This window comes from Alteromonas sp. R7 (genome assembly GCF_055755235.1).
The window spans coordinates 458,324-474,393 of record NZ_JBVTQX010000002.1; the positions used below are offsets into that span (position 1 = coordinate 458,324).

Annotated in this window: 10 protein-coding genes; 4 read left to right on the forward strand and 6 right to left on the reverse strand. The window is 44.2% G+C overall.

Annotation, left to right across the window (positions count from 1 at the left end; genetic code table 11):
* Positions 1–422: 422 nt before the first annotated feature.
* From AC0J2X_RS04840 to AC0J2X_RS04865, 6 genes are all read right to left on the reverse strand, one after another.
* The gene (locus AC0J2X_RS04840; RefSeq protein ID WP_156077914.1) at positions 423–1,376 is read right to left on the reverse strand and encodes a DNA ligase; all 954 of its coding nucleotides are present in this window, start codon (positions 1,374–1,376) and stop codon (positions 423–425) included.
* Positions 1,377–1,521: 145 nt separating this feature from the next.
* Entirely contained in the window at positions 1,522–1,806 is a 285-nt protein-coding gene (locus tag AC0J2X_RS04845; RefSeq protein WP_039224537.1) for a hypothetical protein, read from the reverse strand.
* A gap of 6 nt (positions 1,807–1,812) precedes the next feature.
* Entirely contained in the window at positions 1,813–2,994 is a 1,182-nt protein-coding gene (locus AC0J2X_RS04850) for an alpha/beta hydrolase-fold protein (RefSeq protein WP_014975690.1), read from the reverse strand.
* 131 nt (positions 2,995–3,125) lie between these two features.
* Complete coding sequence (locus tag AC0J2X_RS04855) at positions 3,126–4,838, reverse strand: ATP-binding protein (protein ID WP_156077913.1); 1,713 nt, start codon at positions 4,836–4,838, stop codon at positions 3,126–3,128.
* A 264-nt stretch (positions 4,839–5,102) separates the two neighbouring features.
* Positions 5,103–7,913 (reverse strand): bifunctional aconitate hydratase 2/2-methylisocitrate dehydratase, encoded by a 2,811-nt coding sequence (locus AC0J2X_RS04860; protein ID WP_014948296.1) that lies wholly within the window; start codon positions 7,911–7,913, stop codon positions 5,103–5,105.
* Between the two features lie 399 nt (positions 7,914–8,312).
* Positions 8,313–9,539 carry a PQQ-dependent sugar dehydrogenase gene (locus tag AC0J2X_RS04865; RefSeq protein ID WP_156077912.1) on the reverse strand — a complete coding sequence of 409 codons (1,227 nt, stop codon included), beginning with the start codon at positions 9,537–9,539 and terminating at the stop codon, positions 8,313–8,315.
* A 117-nt stretch (positions 9,540–9,656) separates the two neighbouring features.
* Here AC0J2X_RS04865 and AC0J2X_RS04870 point away from each other — a divergent pair, with 117 nt between their 5' ends.
* The 4 genes from AC0J2X_RS04870 to AC0J2X_RS04885 all read left to right on the forward strand — a co-directional run bounded on the left by AC0J2X_RS04870 (position 9,657) and on the right by AC0J2X_RS04885 (position 16,029).
* Positions 9,657–10,130: a hypothetical protein gene (locus tag AC0J2X_RS04870; RefSeq protein WP_231513038.1), complete on the forward strand. Its 474-nt coding sequence runs from the start codon at positions 9,657–9,659 to the stop codon at positions 10,128–10,130.
* Positions 10,131–10,242: 112 nt separating this feature from the next.
* Positions 10,243–11,811 (forward strand): AMP-binding protein, encoded by a 1,569-nt coding sequence (locus AC0J2X_RS04875; RefSeq protein WP_014948293.1) that lies wholly within the window; start codon positions 10,243–10,245, stop codon positions 11,809–11,811.
* A gap of 245 nt (positions 11,812–12,056) precedes the next feature.
* A complete protein-coding gene (locus AC0J2X_RS04880; protein WP_156077911.1) occupies positions 12,057–14,936 on the forward strand; it encodes a PAS domain-containing hybrid sensor histidine kinase/response regulator in 2,880 nt (959 codons plus the stop codon).
* On the forward strand, positions 14,929–16,029 hold the full coding sequence (locus tag AC0J2X_RS04885; RefSeq protein ID WP_014997336.1) for a response regulator: 1,101 nt from the start codon (positions 14,929–14,931) through the stop codon (positions 16,027–16,029). The genes AC0J2X_RS04880 and AC0J2X_RS04885 overlap by 8 nt, the downstream gene beginning before the upstream one ends.
* Positions 16,030–16,070 lie beyond the last annotated feature (41 nt).

The following is a 16,070-nucleotide window of genomic DNA, read 5'->3' on the forward strand; positions in this document are numbered from 1 at the left end:
TTTAGCAATTAACATGTAGTAAAGTTATAGGGCTTTATGACTTAAAGACAAGGGGTTAGCTGTACACGATGCTTCTTCAATTGAAGCAAACCGTAAACGATTAACACCAGTCCGCATAGATAATTACCCACTCAGCGAGAGTTAAAATGTTCGTAATCGCGGCGTGTTACCGCAGGTATAGTGGTTCTACATCAAGGTGACACAATAAAGAGTACGGACATTTAAAACTCGCCCTTCGGGAAGGTCTGGCAAGCTTCCTAGCTTCATTCTGGGAATTTGAAAGGGAACAACCATTCCTGCATTCCCACGCTTTGCTAGGAAACTTGCCAGCGCCTTCTGAGTGGGCACTTATCCATGCGGATTGGTATAACAACAGTAAGTGAGAGGCAGTTCATTGTGACTATACTGGCAGTAAGTAAGTGTTAATTGGGCAAGTCTGTCTGAGGTCTGGTGCGAAGATAGCTTGCAAACTTTGGCTTTCCATTTTTAGTTAAGCCGTAGTACTTAAAGGTTACCCAGCTACCGATAGCGGGTGGAGATTGGCGCTCATTTTCTGAAAAGCCCGTTCCTAATTTAAATTGAATGCCTTCTCGCGTTTCTACAAGAAGCGAGCCCATCATTCCCTTAAATCGTCCTTTTCCCGGAAGCAATGCCAGTACTTTCCCTTCTGCATCTTCAAAGCGTTTTACTTTGAGCAACATGTCACTTCGCCCGGATGTGTACAGCGCTTGTTCATGATGAAGCATTAACCCTTCTCCGCCTTCCTGGGTTACTTGCTCCAGCTTTTCATCAAGTGAAGCAATAGACGTAAGCTTAAATTGAGGGATAACTGCAAACGTTGGATTAGGTGTAGATTTACTTAGGCTGTTAAGCATGTTGAGTCGCCGACCAAAGGGCTCACCCATCATAGGCATGTCAAAGGCCATAAATCTAACTTTGGCCCAGCGTTTTGCAGATAGAGAATTTGCTGCGGCTACAGTGTCTGCTGAAGACACTGTGCTAGATGAAGCGTTAGCGACAGAATGCAGCTCGATGTTTGTCATCGTTGAAAGCACAATAGAAGCTGTACGTTCAAACTCCCCTCTTCCTATCCAAAGTTCGCCGTCAATAGTGGTTTCTGGCCAGTTGGCGGTGAACCATGTTGGCGCGAATATCTTGTTCCCATTACGGGTAAGTAGTTCAGTACCGTTCCATCTTGCGCGAATACCGTCTAGCTTCTCACTAACCCAATAGTCAGCTACGTTAATATCAGTGCGACTTTGATCGTATTGCTTAGCAAGCTGCAGCTCTTCGACAGTAACGAGCATGTGATTAGCATTAACGTTAGCTATGGCGGTGATTGAAAGTACATATACAGCAGTCAAAAAATTTCGCATCGGCTCTTCCTATAACGTGTTAACCTTTGCTTGCTTTTATGCTTTTAATAGAGAAGCAAATACAAAGAAGGCAGAGTAAATTACTCTGCCTTCTTTGCTTTTATAACTGTACGTAGGAAGGTTTTTTCGCTTAATCGAAGCTGCTCTAGTCGGTAATAATATCAATAACTGAGATCAGCACGTCTTCAGCAAACGCTTCACCTGCCGTTCTTTCTTTATCACGTCGCAGTTTGTAAGTTTCCAAGCAAGCATTTAGCTGCTCGTCGGCGGTGTACACCCCATGAACATCTGCGTTATTAGCTTGCTCAATACAGCGATCGGTTTGTCCCGTCGTGACGGTACTGCACCCGCTCGTTCCCAAGGTGATTCCGACCATACAAACCGCAGTGGCGATCCAGTTTACGTGTTTAACTGTGCTTTTATGGTTCAAGATAACTTAATCCTTCAATAAAGACTGCAAGCGTTTTTGTCTATTAACATAAACCTGATGGCCATCGTGCTCAGACGAGGAAAGTGCTAAAGCTTGGTTCACGCTTTCCAGCGCTTTTTTGTACTCGCCCATCTGCTCATAACCATAAGCTAAGCCATTATATGCGTCAGGCGTTTGAGGATACTCAGCAATATCGTATTTAAACAAGGCGATGGCTTTGTCGTAGTTTTGTTCACCCACATAGTGATAACCTAACTCGCGAATAACCCATTCCGGCGCGTCGAGTTTCTCGCCTCGCTGCTTTGAAACACGGGCGTAATAGTCTTTAATACTTTTAATATCTCCACTGAACTGCTGTGGCCTTAAATAAGCTGATAAGAACAAATGATGGTAAGCGCTGAAAGTTGACGCAGCTGAGACCAAATTGTGGGTAACTCCCTCGTAGGCTTCGTTCTCCCATCTTAATCCGGCAGGTTGATTTGCCCGCATTCCAGAAATCATATCGTTATAATACGGGCGCATGGGCGCGCCTTCATTGCCGATAGACGTGTAAATGAAGTGGTCTAATTGATTGGCAGATTTTAAGAATGCAACCGTACTTTTTGCAGATGCGCCATAGTTCCACCACACCGCAGCACTGTAAGTCAGCGCGGCGTTAAAAAGTTCAGGCTTCTGGGTAAGTGCGTACAACGCGAATACGCCTCCGGCTGATGCACCCTCTATCACTCGAAAGTCATGCACGCGATATTTCTTCTCTACCATCGGCATAAGCTCAGTGGTTATAAAGGAAAGAAAGTTTGCACCGCCACCGCCATAGCCTACAGGCCCGTTTGGATCTTCATTTGCCGTGGGATATAAATCGCGAAGTCGGTCGGTATTTTCAATGGCGACTATGATGACTTCCGGAGCAGCATTCTGAGATTGCAGCGATTCTAGCACTGCATTCATCATAGTAAGATTTCCCGAACCATCTAGACGATAAATAACGGGGTATTTCTTGTCGGGGTTTTCGGCGTAGCCTTTTGGAAGCTGAACAACCACTTCTCGTTGCTCGTTTAGCACTTTAGACTGGAGTTTCTCTACTTTCAATTCGTAACGCTGGCTGTCGCTGCCTGTTTCGCTGTTAGCCGGAAGGCTCGTGAAAGCAAGAAATAGCAGGGCAATTATAATATGTATTTGTGACTTCAAACTTAAATCCTTTTATAAGACGCTTTGCTTTTCGCAGTAATACTATTTACTTGATTGGGCCAAGCGAACTTTTATTATTATCTATTGTATAACAGGGGTTTATTCGGATTAATGACAATTTCATAGCCACATTACTCTGTATATTCCCCTTTAGCAATACAGGAACTTTCTGTAGACATTTCTCCGCCCAAGTATTTAGTTAGCACAGCGTGTAGTTCCGTTTTATTGACTGGTTTTGTGAGATATCCATTCATCCCGGATGCTAACGCTTTATCTATTTCTTCGGCAACCACCGCAGCAGTGAACGCGATAATAGGAATAGTGATGTTAGCTTTTCGCAACGCTAAAGCGGCTTCAGAGCCGTTCATTTCAGGCATGTGTAAGTCCATCAATATAAGGTCGAAATGCTGCTTTAGTGCAATCTCTACTGCTTCGTTACCGTTATTAGCAAGCGCAACTTTCAATCCTGTGTCTTCTAACAATGATTTTGCTACGACCTGGTTAATGTCGTTATCTTCTGCAACCAAAACAGTAAGTTTTGAGAAAGACGGTGTGCTTTCCTGTTCTTTAGCGCCAATTACACTATCTGCAATTTCAAACGGTAGCTCGAAATAAAATTCACTCCCCTGACCTACCGCGCTTTTTAGATAAACCGTGCCGCCCATAGCTTCAACCAAGCTTTTTACTATCTGTAAACCAAGTCCCGTTCCCCCGTGCATTCGATTAATGCTGCTGTTGGCTTGTGTAAATGCATCGAATACGCGCTCTTGTTCAGAAGCATCAATCCCGTCCCCCGTATCCTTAACTGAAAATCTGACAAATTGATGGGTCTTTGACGCTTCACCTTTCGATAGCCCTAAAGTGACACTGCCCTGATGCGTAAACTTTATCGCGTTGCTCACTAGGTTGTTTAACACTTGAGAAAGGCGCGTTGCGTCCCCTACAACACAAGTATTTAATGTTTTATCTACTTCTATTCTCAGTGAGATACCTTTGTTCTGCGCCAATTGTGCATAAAACGCCACGCAATCTTTGGCAGTACTTTTTAGGTCAAAGGGAATGATCTCCAGCGCAAGTTTTCCCGCATTCAATTTGGAGAGATCTAATATGTCGTTCAAAATGCGGTTTAGCGAGAGTCCTGAACGCTGAATCTTCTCGAGGTTAGGCCGTGCACTTTCCGAAATATCATGAGAAAGCACTACATCGGTCAATCCCAAAATACCGTTTAATGGCGTGCGAATCTCGTGTGACATAGTGGCGAGGAATCGTGATTGTGCAGCCGACGCTTGCTTTTCGCTTGCAAGCGCCCTGTTTAGCTCAAGAGTTTTGTTTTTACTCTCTACAAGGGCTTTCTCTAATTGGCTCGCTAGAGCATAGATAAGAAGGGACACAACAAGGTTGGTCACACAAAGCCTTAGCCAAAGGCCCTTGTCATAATCCCCTTCGTAAAACGGCACAAGAAAAGTACAGCATGCGAGTACTACCATTGCACTTATTCGCCAACCATTAGAAAGCAGTAAAATGGGAAAAATAGTAGCAATTGGAACTAAGGTTGCGGGCATGAGCCCATTGCTTATTACAAGGTAAGGCGCGACGGGAATGGTGAGTATTGCCCACAATTTCGCCAAAGGGTCTTTATAGTTAGAAAAGATAATTCCCGCTACCGAAATTGCACACCAAGACAGGCCGAAAAATACTGCCACATACACATTTTGGGGTTGGGCTATGACGATTACCGCTAAGATGAGTAAAGAAAAAACCAGCAGAATTTTGAAGCCAGCTTTTTGCAAGGCCGATGTGACTTCGCCAAATGATTCAGGCTTTGTAGGGTACTGCTTTGGCATTAGAGTTTCTAAGCATTATTAAATGACTAATAACTCAGTATAAGTACCAAACAACAACTCTGCATAAAAATAATGGGGTCAGAGTACTTTTCTAGCTGTTTACCGCTAGCTCTACAACCGTACTAATGTACTCTGACCCCATTATTCAAGTTGGCTATCGCTGGGATCATTACACTATTAATGTACTCTGACCCCATTATTTCGGGTACAAAAAAGCCCCAACCGAGGTTGGGGCTTTTAAATGCGTTTGAAAGCGTTAAGTACTTATACGCGCTTAACGGCTACATCTGCTTCGAACTTAGGCTTAACTGCCAAGTCTTCAGAAGGTGGAGCAAACTTAGTTAGGTCAATGCCTGCAACTGCTTGCTTGTACTCTTCTGTCGTTGGGAAACGACCAAGAACCGTTGAAAGTACTACTAACGGCGTAGAGCCTAGTAGTGATTCACCTTTCTTCTCAGCAGAGTCAGCTACAACACGACCTTGGAAAAGACGTGTAGATGTCGCGATAACTGTGTCGCCTGGCTCAGCCTTTTCTTGGTTACCCATACATAGGTTACATCCAGGACGCTCTAGGTAAAGAATGTTGTCGTACTTAGTACGCGCCGCTTCTTTAGGCTTAGCATCATCGAACTGGAAGCCTGCATATTTAGCTAGAACGTCCCAATCGCCTTCCGCTTTAAGCTCGTCAACGATGTTATATGTAGGTGGAGCTACAACTAGGGGCGCTTTGAATTCAACAGAACCGTTAAGCTTTTCTAGATTACGCAGCATTTGTGCGATGATTTGCATGTCGCCTTTGTGCACCATACAAGAACCAACGAAACCTAGGTCTACTGGCTTACCATCGTAGTAAGAAACTGGACGGATAACGTCGTGGGTATAACGCTTAGATACGTCTTCGTTGTTTACGTCTGGGTCAGCAATCATTGGCTCGTCGATTTGATCTAGATCGATAACCACTTCTGCGTAGTACTTCGCGTTGTCATCTGGCGCAAGCGCTGGCTCTTCACCAGACTTGATTTCAGCAATACGCTTATCAGCTAGGTCAATTAGGCCTTGAAGCATGTTCGCTTCGTTGTCCATGCCCTTGTCGATCATGATTTGGATACGGCTCTTAGCAAGTTCAAGCGACGCAATCATTGTCTCGTCATTTGAGATACAGATTGATGCTTTCGCCTTCATTTCTGCAGACCAGTCAGTGAATGTGAATGCTTGGTCAGCCAATAGAGTACCAATTTGAACTTCAATTACACGACCTTGGAACACGTTCTCGCCAGAGAATTGCTTAAGCATTTGCGCTTGAGTCGCGTGAACCACGTCACGGAAGTCCATGTGCTCTTTCATGCTACCTTTAAAAGTAACTTTCACAGACTCAGGGATTGGCATTGCCGCTTCACCCGTTGCAAGTGCTAGTGCTACCGTACCTGAGTCGGCACCGAATGCTACACCTTTAGACATACGCGTGTGCGAATCACCACCGATGATAATGGCACGATCGTCTACTGTAATGTCGTTAAGCACTTTGTGAATAACGTCAGTCATTGCATGGTAAACGCCTTTAGGATCACGTGCAGTGATTACACCAAAGTTGTTCATGAACGACATAAGCTTAGGAATGTTAGCTTGTGCTTTTTTGTCCCATACTGATGCCGTGTGACAACCAGACTGGTAAGCACCATCTACAACAGGAGAAATCGTTGAAGCGGCCATTGACTCAAGCTCTTGGCACGTCATTGGGCCAGTCGTATCCTGAGAACCTACAATGTTTACTTTAACGCGCACGTCAGAACCAGCGTGAAGCGGAGCATCTGAATTTACGCCAACTGCATTACGGTTAAAGATTTTTTCAACCGCTGTTAGGCCTTGGCCTTCGTGAGACACTTCTTTCGACGCTGCATATACGGCTGGCGCTTTTGTACCTAGAGTACGTGCTGCGAAAGACTGTAGCTGCTTACCGAATACAACTGCGTAAGAACCACCGGCTTTCATGAACTCCATTTTTTGAGGAGTAAATGATGCAGATACGTCAGCAAGTTCTTCTGAACCATTGTAAAGCTTCTTCGCCTTAGTATCGATAGTTAGTACAGTACCTGTTGCTACAGAGTACGCTTCTTCAAGTACTGGGTCACCGTTTGCATCGCGAACGATTTCACCATTTTCATCAGTTTTCTTAACCCAGTTCTTAAGGTCAAGACCAATACCACCGGTTACGTCAACAGTAGTAAGGAAGATAGGCGCAATACCGTTAGTACCAGCAACAATTGGCGCTTTGTTTACAAATGGAATGTAAGGGCTTGTTGGCTCACCTGCCCATAGTGCAACGTTGTTAACACCAGACATACGAGATGAACCTACACCCATTGTGCCTTTTTCAGCGATAAGCATCACTTTAGCATTCGGGTGCTTCTTACCAAGTTCAACAATTTCTTGCTGTGCTTCAGGAGAGATCATGCACTGGCCGTGAAGTTCACGGTCGGCACGTGAGTGCGCTTGGTTACCTGGAGAAAGAAGGTCAGTTGAGATATCACCTTCAGCGGCGATGTAAGTCACAACTTCAATTTTCTCTGGAACATCAGGAAGCTTGGTAAAGAATTCAGCTTTTGCGTAGCTTTCTAGTACGTCTTTAGCAATAGCATTGCCAGCTTTGAATGCATTTTCAAGACGCTCAGTGTCAGCTTCGTATAGATAAACTTGAGTCTTCAATACTTCTGCCGCAGGCTTAGCAACCGCTTCGTCATCAGAAAGTGCTAGGTCTAGTAGTACTTCTACAGACGGACCACCTTTCATGTGTGAAAGTAGTTCAAGCGCAAACTCAGGGGTAATTTCTTCTACTTTTTCTTCGCCAAGTACAATTTCTTTTAGGAATTGTGCTTTAACACCCGCCGCAGGTGTAGTACCTGGAAGCGTGTTATAGATAAAGAATTTTAGAGAGTCTTCGCGATGCTCGTTTGTTGTATCTTTAATTTGAGCAATAATTTCAGACAGCAGATCTGCACTGTCGATTGGCTTAGGGTTAAGACCTAGTTCCGTTTTACGGGTTTCGATCTCTGCCAGATATTCTGAATACAAACTCATATAGTTCTCTCGGTCTTAGTTTTACTTGGGCGTAGTGTTAAGTCGGTCTTAGCTATACGCATATAAAAATGAGGGATATTTTAACCGATTTTTAGCGGTTACGTAATGACTGAAAGTAAACAGTTAGGTATTCACCCGCCTAAACTGTCGTTATGTTAAAGCACTTACATTTTTACTAGAAAAACGCTTTTTAATTAAAAGAAAAATTAAGCCAATTATTTCATACATTTAGAAGCAAACCATCTGAAATCAATGACGATATTTAGCTTGAATGGTTTGACCAATAAAGATAAATAATAGTGTTGCACTTATGACAGACATTCATTTTATTTATGGTGCTACCAGTACAAATTACCATCAATTTTGAAACAAAATTTCATTTATTAATGTTTTCTGTGCCTAATTTCCTCTTGGCGATACTTCGATCACTCTTCCATTTTCACCATCGGTCAAAAGAAGCAGGTTACCTTGATGATCAAGCGCAATATCCCGCAGCCGTTCCCCAGGTCCCTCAAAAATTTTTGTAGAGATATATTCGTTCGATACGGCTCTAACTGCATATAAAGCTTTGGCTTTCAAACTGGTAACAAGTAACGTATTAGCTAGCATCGGGAAACGCCCATGGGAATAGTAGATCATGGAGGATGGCGCTATAGAAGGTGTCCAGTCTACAATGGGGCCAGTCATACCCGGATAGGTCGAAAAAGGCGAAATTCTAGCGCCGGAATAGTCTTTGCCTAGTGTAACAACTGGCCAACCATAATTTGCGCCTTGTTGTAAAAGGTTTACTTCATCACCGCCATCTGGGCCGTGCTCATGCAAAAATAGGTTGCCATCACTCCCCTCTACAAGTCCTTGGGGATTGCGGTGTCCAATACTAAATATAAAGGGGTTATCAGGAAAAGGAGGGTTGGCCAACGGCTTGCCGTCTATTGTGAACCCTAGCACTTTTCCTAGTTGTGAACTGATAACTTGCGCTTGCTCGCGATAATCAAAGCCATCTCCTGTCGTAACCAAAAAGCCCTGTTTTGTGTGTAAAGCACTGCCCTCTAGTTGAAGCAGTTTCCCACCGTAGTGCACAGGCGTGTCTTTGGCTTGTGCCAGTGCTAACACTGGCTGAATGTTAGTAATGCCAGAAGTAAGGGAAAGCTGTCCTTTTACTATGGCAAGACGGTTTGCACTATCGTTCCCCTTGGAATAACTCAGCAACACGGTTCTGTCTTCAGGGAATTGCGAGGGTATAAGAAGATCGAGTACGCCTCCTTGCCCTTTGGTGTACAAGTCATCGAGCATTAAAGAAAACCGCGCACTTTCCCCCTTATTGTCAATAATTACCAGCTCACCATCTCGCGTTACTATCAATATATGGGTGCTTGCCTGAGCCTTATCGATAACCGTCGTTAAGGCCTTGGGAAACGCCAGTGAGGTAGCGATATCTTCTGTCATGACATGCTGGTCAAAATTTTCATAGGCCGTTAGATTTGAGCTACCTGCTTCACGTTGCTCAGTATTAGATGCGTGCTTTTGAGTGAGTTCAGAGGCAGTAGTTACGGCAAAAGCAGGAGCCAAAGCAGCTCCCAATAAAGAAAAAGCCAGTAAACTGATCATCGTACGCCATGACTTCATTGTGATTGTCCTCTTTTACTTAACATACTATGGTATACCCTATTGCCACGCTCAAACCATTTGAGGCCTGTTGAGTTTTGTTCTAATGCACTGTGCGACAAATCTTGGACTACAAAAATGAACAACCTAATACGACGCACTATTTTCCATTTTTTACCATCATGGGCCGTCGGCTTTCTACTAGCAAGTACGTTTCACTCGTGTGCCGTTTTAATCGGACTCATTCGAATTGATGTTGATATGAATCCAAGCGATTGGTTTTTCATGATATGGCAAGATGCACTAGGCCTTTTGCCTACTTACGGCGTGATTATTGCTGTTACCTTATTATTGGCGTTCTTGGCGACACATTTCATCGTTAAACGTCTTAATCAAAATGCTAGTGGCTCTTCCAACCGTACCCGATTTATTCTTTTCACAATAGCGGGAGGCCTGTCGTTCTTATTAATGCTCATTGCCATGCAGCCCATATTGAATGTGACCCTAATTGCAGGCGCTCGCACTACCTTAGGACTTGCCGCACAATGCATGGCAGGCATCTGTGCTGGTGGGCTATATAGTTACTTAAGTAATAGTTCTACAAACAATTGATAACTAAAAATTATAATACTAAATAACCCAACCCTGATGTAAATGAAAAGTTAAGTTTGCTACTGTAAGGCATAAACACCCTACTTACTTTGCCCTACTAGGAACAAGCAACATGATAACTTACCCTGATAACGTGACCTGCTTAGCCGATTATATTGAAAGCGTTTTGCAAAAATTTGCCGACAGGCCAGCGTATACGGCGCTTGGACAAACACTTACATTTGCCGAGATAGACCGTAAGTCATCAGCGTTAGCCCGCTACTTTGTTCACGAAGCTAAATTGTCTCCTGGTACCAAAGTCGCCATACAACTTCCTAATTTAATTCAAAACCCTATTGTTGTTTATGCTGCCTTACGCGCAGGCCTTGTTGTAGTAAATACAAACCCGCTTTATACCGAACGCGAGATGAAGCACCAGTTCACTGATAGTGGCGCGAAAGCTCTGGTTATTCTGGGTGATTTGCTCCCCAAATTTACTAGCATAAAAGATGATACTAGTATCGAAACCGTTATCACCACATCGGCAACAGAGCTTTTAGACCCTAACACTGCACCAAATCTCGATGGTACGGTTTCATTCACACAAGCAGTGGAGCTAGGCAATACACTGCCTGCATTTGAACGCCCTTCTATTGCTCTAGATGAACTTGCCATGTTGCAATACACCGGTGGTACTACTGGGGTATCGAAGGGCGCAGCCTTAAGTAATAAAAACGTTTTAGCTAACTGCATCCAAATGCTCGACCGTATTGGTGAGGGCTTCAAAGATGGTGAAGAAGTATTGGTATGCCCATTACCGCTTTATCATATTTATGCATTTACGGTTGGAATGATGGCGCTCTTTGCCAAAGGTACTCAGATAATTCTTATACCCAATCCACGGGATATCGACGGTTTCATTCAAACACTCAAGCCCCATAAAATTTCAGCATTCATGGGGATCAACACCTTGTTTGTTGGTCTTGGGAGACACCCTGAATTTGCAAAGTTAGACTTTTCTAAATTACACCTCACAATGTCTGGCGGCACCGCACTTACTCAAGCCGCAGTATCTATTTGGCGAGACGTAACCGGGAACACCATCACCGAGGGCTATGGGCTATCAGAAACTGCGCCAGTTGTATCTTTTAACATTCCAGGTAAAGAAGAGATTGGCACGGTGGGGCACGAACTAGAAGGCACTGAAGTTGCGTTACTGGATAGCCATGATAAGCCGGTGGCCGATGGTGAGTCGGGGCAAATTGCAGTTCGCGGACCTCAGGTTATGCTGGGTTATTGGAACCGAGACGACGAAACTGCCAAAGTCATGACCCAAGATGGCTTCTTTAAAACCGGGGACATTGGCATTCGCACCGAATCTGGGGCAATTAAAATTGTAGATCGTTTGAAAGATATGATTATTGTCTCTGGCTTTAATGTCTATCCAAACGAGATTGAAGATGTACTCACAACTCACCCTAGCGTGATGGAAGCCGCAGTTGTGGGTAAACCCGATGAAAAGACCGGTGAGCGAGTGTGTGCATTTATTACTGTTTCAAGCGATGTATCGACACAAGACGTCATTGATTTTTGTAAACAGCACCTCACAAATTACAAGATCCCTAAGTCGATCACGATACTTGACGAGCTACCAAAATCTACCGTCGGAAAAATTCTACGTAGAGAGCTTCGTTCGGCTTAATGACTCCCCCACTTGCGCCGCACATTCAGCGCGGCGCTTAATACGTAGTTTTACGCGTTTTCCATTGAAAAATCAGGTTATTGCTACCAAAGGATAATCTGATTTCATTGGAAATAAGCGCGGTACAGACTATAACTTATCTATACCCCATTCACTTTTGTTGCACATATGCAATTTATGACATTGTCTGTCAAAACTAGCCGTCGTTCTGTCCTGCAATTCAACATTGTTGTAGGAGAGTTCACATGAGCGCGCAGCTTTTACAGCGGCAGGCCATGGATAAACACGGCATTGTTGCGACAATGGACGTAAACGGTAAAATTCTAAGCGCTAATGACAAGTGCAGCCAACTATCTGGTTTTTCAATTGACGAGATAATTGGGGAAAATATCTCCGCATTCGATATTACCAATATGTCCGAGCAGGAAAAATCAGATATTTTTGTTTCGCTATCTCAAGGCCAAACCTGGCAAGGCGAAGTACATAGTCTGACTAAGTTGGGCGAACCTTGGTACGTATTTGCCACTCTGGTTCCCGTCATTAAGTCACCGCCGCGGGTAGACCACCTAATTGCTATTGCCACCGATATATCAGAACAAAAGCGATTAGAGACGAGACTTTCCGAAGGGCGCGCGTTCTATCGAAGTATCACTGATAGTATCGGCGAGGGTGTGTATGCCGTAAACGGTGAAGGTACAACACAGTTTCTCAACCCCGCTGCCTCGCGATTATTAGGGTGGTCGCTTGACGAATTACAAGGCCGACGTTTCCACGACACGGTCCATTATCAAAAAGGAGATGGAACCCTCCTTCCTAGAGAGCAATGTCCAGTTAACCTCACTATCCGAAGCGGTCAGTCTTACACGTCTTATGAAGACTTCTTCACCGATAAACGGGGCCGCCTTTTTCCCATATCTATTGTTGCGGTTCCTCTGCTCGATAAAGAAGGAAAGCCCGATGGACACGTGGGCGTATTCAACGACATAAGCGGCCAAAAAGCCATTGAACAAAAACTCCAAAAGGCGTATGACGAAGCCCAGAGTGCTAACAAGGCAAAAAGCGACTTCCTTGCCACAATGAGCCATGAAATAAGAACACCGATGAACGCCATTATCGGCCTCACTCACCTTGCCCTAGAATCCACCGACAATGAGCAACGTCAGCAATATTTAGAAAAAGTGCAGCGTAGCTCTACAGCATTGTTAGACCTGATGAATAGCATTCTCGATTTTTCTAAAGTGGAAGCAGATAAAATAGAGATAGTTGATGAGCCCTTCACCTTAACAAAAACCATCGATAAACTCGCTCAAGTCTTTCAAGTAAAGGCGCAACAAAAACAGCTTCAGTTGCTTTTCGATATTCGGTGCCATACTAATTTGCAATGCCGTGGCGACAGCGAAAAGATATACCAAGTACTGCTCAACCTTTTAAGTAATGCTATAAAATTTACCGCCAGCGGCCACGTAATACTGACGGTTGAAAAGCGCGAAAATCAATTAGCATTCAGTGTTTCCGATACCGGTATGGGTATCAGTGAGCATGTAAAATCAAAACTTTTCAAAGCCTTTGTTCAGGCTGATGCATCCATTTCCAGAGAGTATGGGGGAACCGGCCTTGGCCTTGCGATATGTAAGCGTCTGGTTGAACTGATGGGTGGTGACTTAACCTTGGAAAGCGAGGTAGACAAGGGAAGCTGTTTTTCCTTTGCATTGCCTGTCTGTTCTGATGAAGACCCTGGTACAGGCCCTCAACTTCCCGTATCGGTTCCCGATAATGTACTGTGCATTCAAACACACCAAAGCGTGAGCCAAGGATGCGAAATACTTGCGGCAACATTAAACAGACATAACATTCACTGCCAAATAATCGACCAGGTTGAAGGGCTATTGCCGAGTAAAGCCTCTCAAACTATCGCATTTCTACCAGATGATGAGCAAAGCTGGAATAGCTTCATTAAACACATGCAGTTTGGTGAATATCAGTCGCTAAACCTTACAACATTAATCAGTCCCCTCAACAAGCAAGACGTACAAAAGCGAATGGGAAGTGCCCTTGTTCAAAATATAAATATCATTGAGCTTCCGTTTACCGACACAGAACTTATTTCAACACTATCTCCAGCTCAACTATCACTCAGTAAGCGGACACTAGAAGGCCTTGAAAGTCGAAAATGGCGAACCAGACGCCTCTTAGACAAACATGTGCTTGTGGTAGATGACGACGCAATTAGTGTAGAGATTAGCCAGCAAATACTTTCTGATCTAGGTATTAATGTTGCTGTTGCTTCATCAGGTGAGCAGGCACTTGCGTTATGCGAAATGAGCAAATTTGACGCTATACTCTTGGATTGCTACTTACCCGGTATATCGGGCTATGAAGTTGCAGAACAACTTACCCAGAAAAAAGATTGGTATACGCCAATTATTGCGCTTAGTGCCGATGAGTCTCGGGAGGCTTCTGAAAGCGCGCTTACCGCCGGTATGTGTCAGCACTTGGTCAAACCCGCAACCGCGGATGAAATCGTTCATACCATCGATATTCACATACATTCAGGTTACATTGAAATAAACCCTCCGGACGAAATGAGCCAGTTTATCTCGTCGCTGCTAACGTTTTATAAAACCTACAGTCAGCGTGGTGTTATGTCTGACTTGCTCGATATTTTTCATACACAGACGAACACGTCGAAACTGTTAACCTCTCTGCTTGAAGATGCTCAGCTTATTGGCGCAACAACGCTTGAGCAAACCCTACTTCCTCTTATAGAAGCACAAGAGAGAAATGAAGCTGTTAATGCAAGACACGTAACAAACTTATCGTTTCAGCTAGATGCAACGCTACGCCTAATTGCTCACACTATCGATAAAAACGACACCGACAATATCCATCAAAGCGGTACTAACCTAGATAAATCCTCCATGCTATCGACCCTACGCAACGTTGAGCAGGCGCTTCAATCTTATGACGCGAAAGCGGTTGAATACATCAACGTATTGGCAGCCAATTACAGCGAGTCGGTCTATGCACATAAGATTAACCGATTGAAACAGCTTGCTACCATTTACGATTTCGAAAGTGCTCAAGCGGTTATTACGCAACTGATAGGCGATATTACCGATGAATAATCAACGTAATGAAGCACATAGGTTTAGCATATTAGTGGTTGATGATGAGCCCGCAAATATCGATATTCTATTAGGCATTTTAGGCCCTTACTATGATGTAAAGGTTGCGCCTTCGGGAACAATAGCACTTAAGATTACCCAGCAGTTTACTCCCGACCTTATATTGTTAGATATAATGATGCCCGGTATGGACGGGTTTGAGGTATGTAAAAAACTCAAAGCTAACGAGGCGCTTAGCCATATACCTGTTATTTTCGTTACAGCCTTAACTCAAGGAGAGGACGAAGAAAAAGGTTTCAAACTTGGTGCAGTAGACTACATAACCAAACCCGTATCACCTAGTATCACCCTCGCTCGCGTTAAAACCCACATTAGTTTAGCCCATCAAATGCGGACGGCTGAAAACCTTGTAGCGGCGCGTACTAAGGAACTAAGTAAAAGCCAACAAAGCGCAATCAGCATGCTAGCTGCCGCTGGTCATTACAATGATACCGACACCGGTCATCATATTTGGCGGATGGCAGCTTACAGCCAATGTCTTGCTCTGGCTCACGGTTGGCCTTTCGAAAAAGCGTGCCTGCTCGCGCAAGCTGCTCCAATGCATGACACAGGCAAAATAGGTATTGCAGACGCAATATTAAAAGCACCTCGGCGATTATCTTTGAGCGAAATGGAGGTTATGCGCTCCCATGCTGAAATAGGGCACAGAATACTGTCTCAATGTGATACCCCGCTCTTTAACCTCGCAGCCGAGATTGCTTTATGTCATCACGAAAAGTGGGATGGCACAGGCTACCCACAAGGATTAAAGGAAGAGGCGATACCTGAAAGTGCACGTATAGTAGCTATTGCCGATGTTTTCGACGCCCTTACAATGAAAAGGCCTTATAAAAAAGCGTGGGCTGACGATGATGCTTTTGATCATCTTAAACGAGGTTCAGGCCAGCACTTTGATCCCGTATTGGTCGACTGCTTTCTTTCAATAAAGGAAGAGGTTTTAGAAACCAAACGCTATTGGAACCAGTTAGAGGCAGAAGGAAAGATGGCCTCGGTGTCTGACTTATTGCCTCAAGTACTTTTCCCTAGCGCATAAAAAAGGGTCGAATATTATTCGACCCTTTTAAATGATGTATT

Bases quoted from the DNA above. Each gene is read 5' to 3' on its own strand.
- AC0J2X_RS04840 (WP_156077914.1), bottom strand. From the start codon at position 1,376: ATGCGAAATTTTTTGACTGCTGTATATGTACTTTCAATCACCGCCATA.
- AC0J2X_RS04860 (WP_014948296.1), bottom strand. From the start codon at position 7,913: ATGAGTTTGTATTCAGAATATCTGGCAGAGATCGAAACCCGTAAAACG.
- AC0J2X_RS04870 (WP_231513038.1), top strand. From the start codon at position 9,657: ATGAACAACCTAATACGACGCACTATTTTCCATTTTTTACCATCATGG.
- AC0J2X_RS04855 (WP_156077913.1), bottom strand. From the start codon at position 4,838: ATGCCAAAGCAGTACCCTACAAAGCCTGAATCATTTGGCGAAGTCACA.
- AC0J2X_RS04865 (WP_156077912.1), bottom strand. From the start codon at position 9,539: ATGAAGTCATGGCGTACGATGATCAGTTTACTGGCTTTTTCTTTATTG.
- AC0J2X_RS04880 (WP_156077911.1), top strand. From the start codon at position 12,057: ATGAGCGCGCAGCTTTTACAGCGGCAGGCCATGGATAAACACGGCATT.
- AC0J2X_RS04875 (WP_014948293.1), top strand. From the start codon at position 10,243: ATGATAACTTACCCTGATAACGTGACCTGCTTAGCCGATTATATTGAA.
- AC0J2X_RS04885 (WP_014997336.1), top strand. From the start codon at position 14,929: ATGAATAATCAACGTAATGAAGCACATAGGTTTAGCATATTAGTGGTT.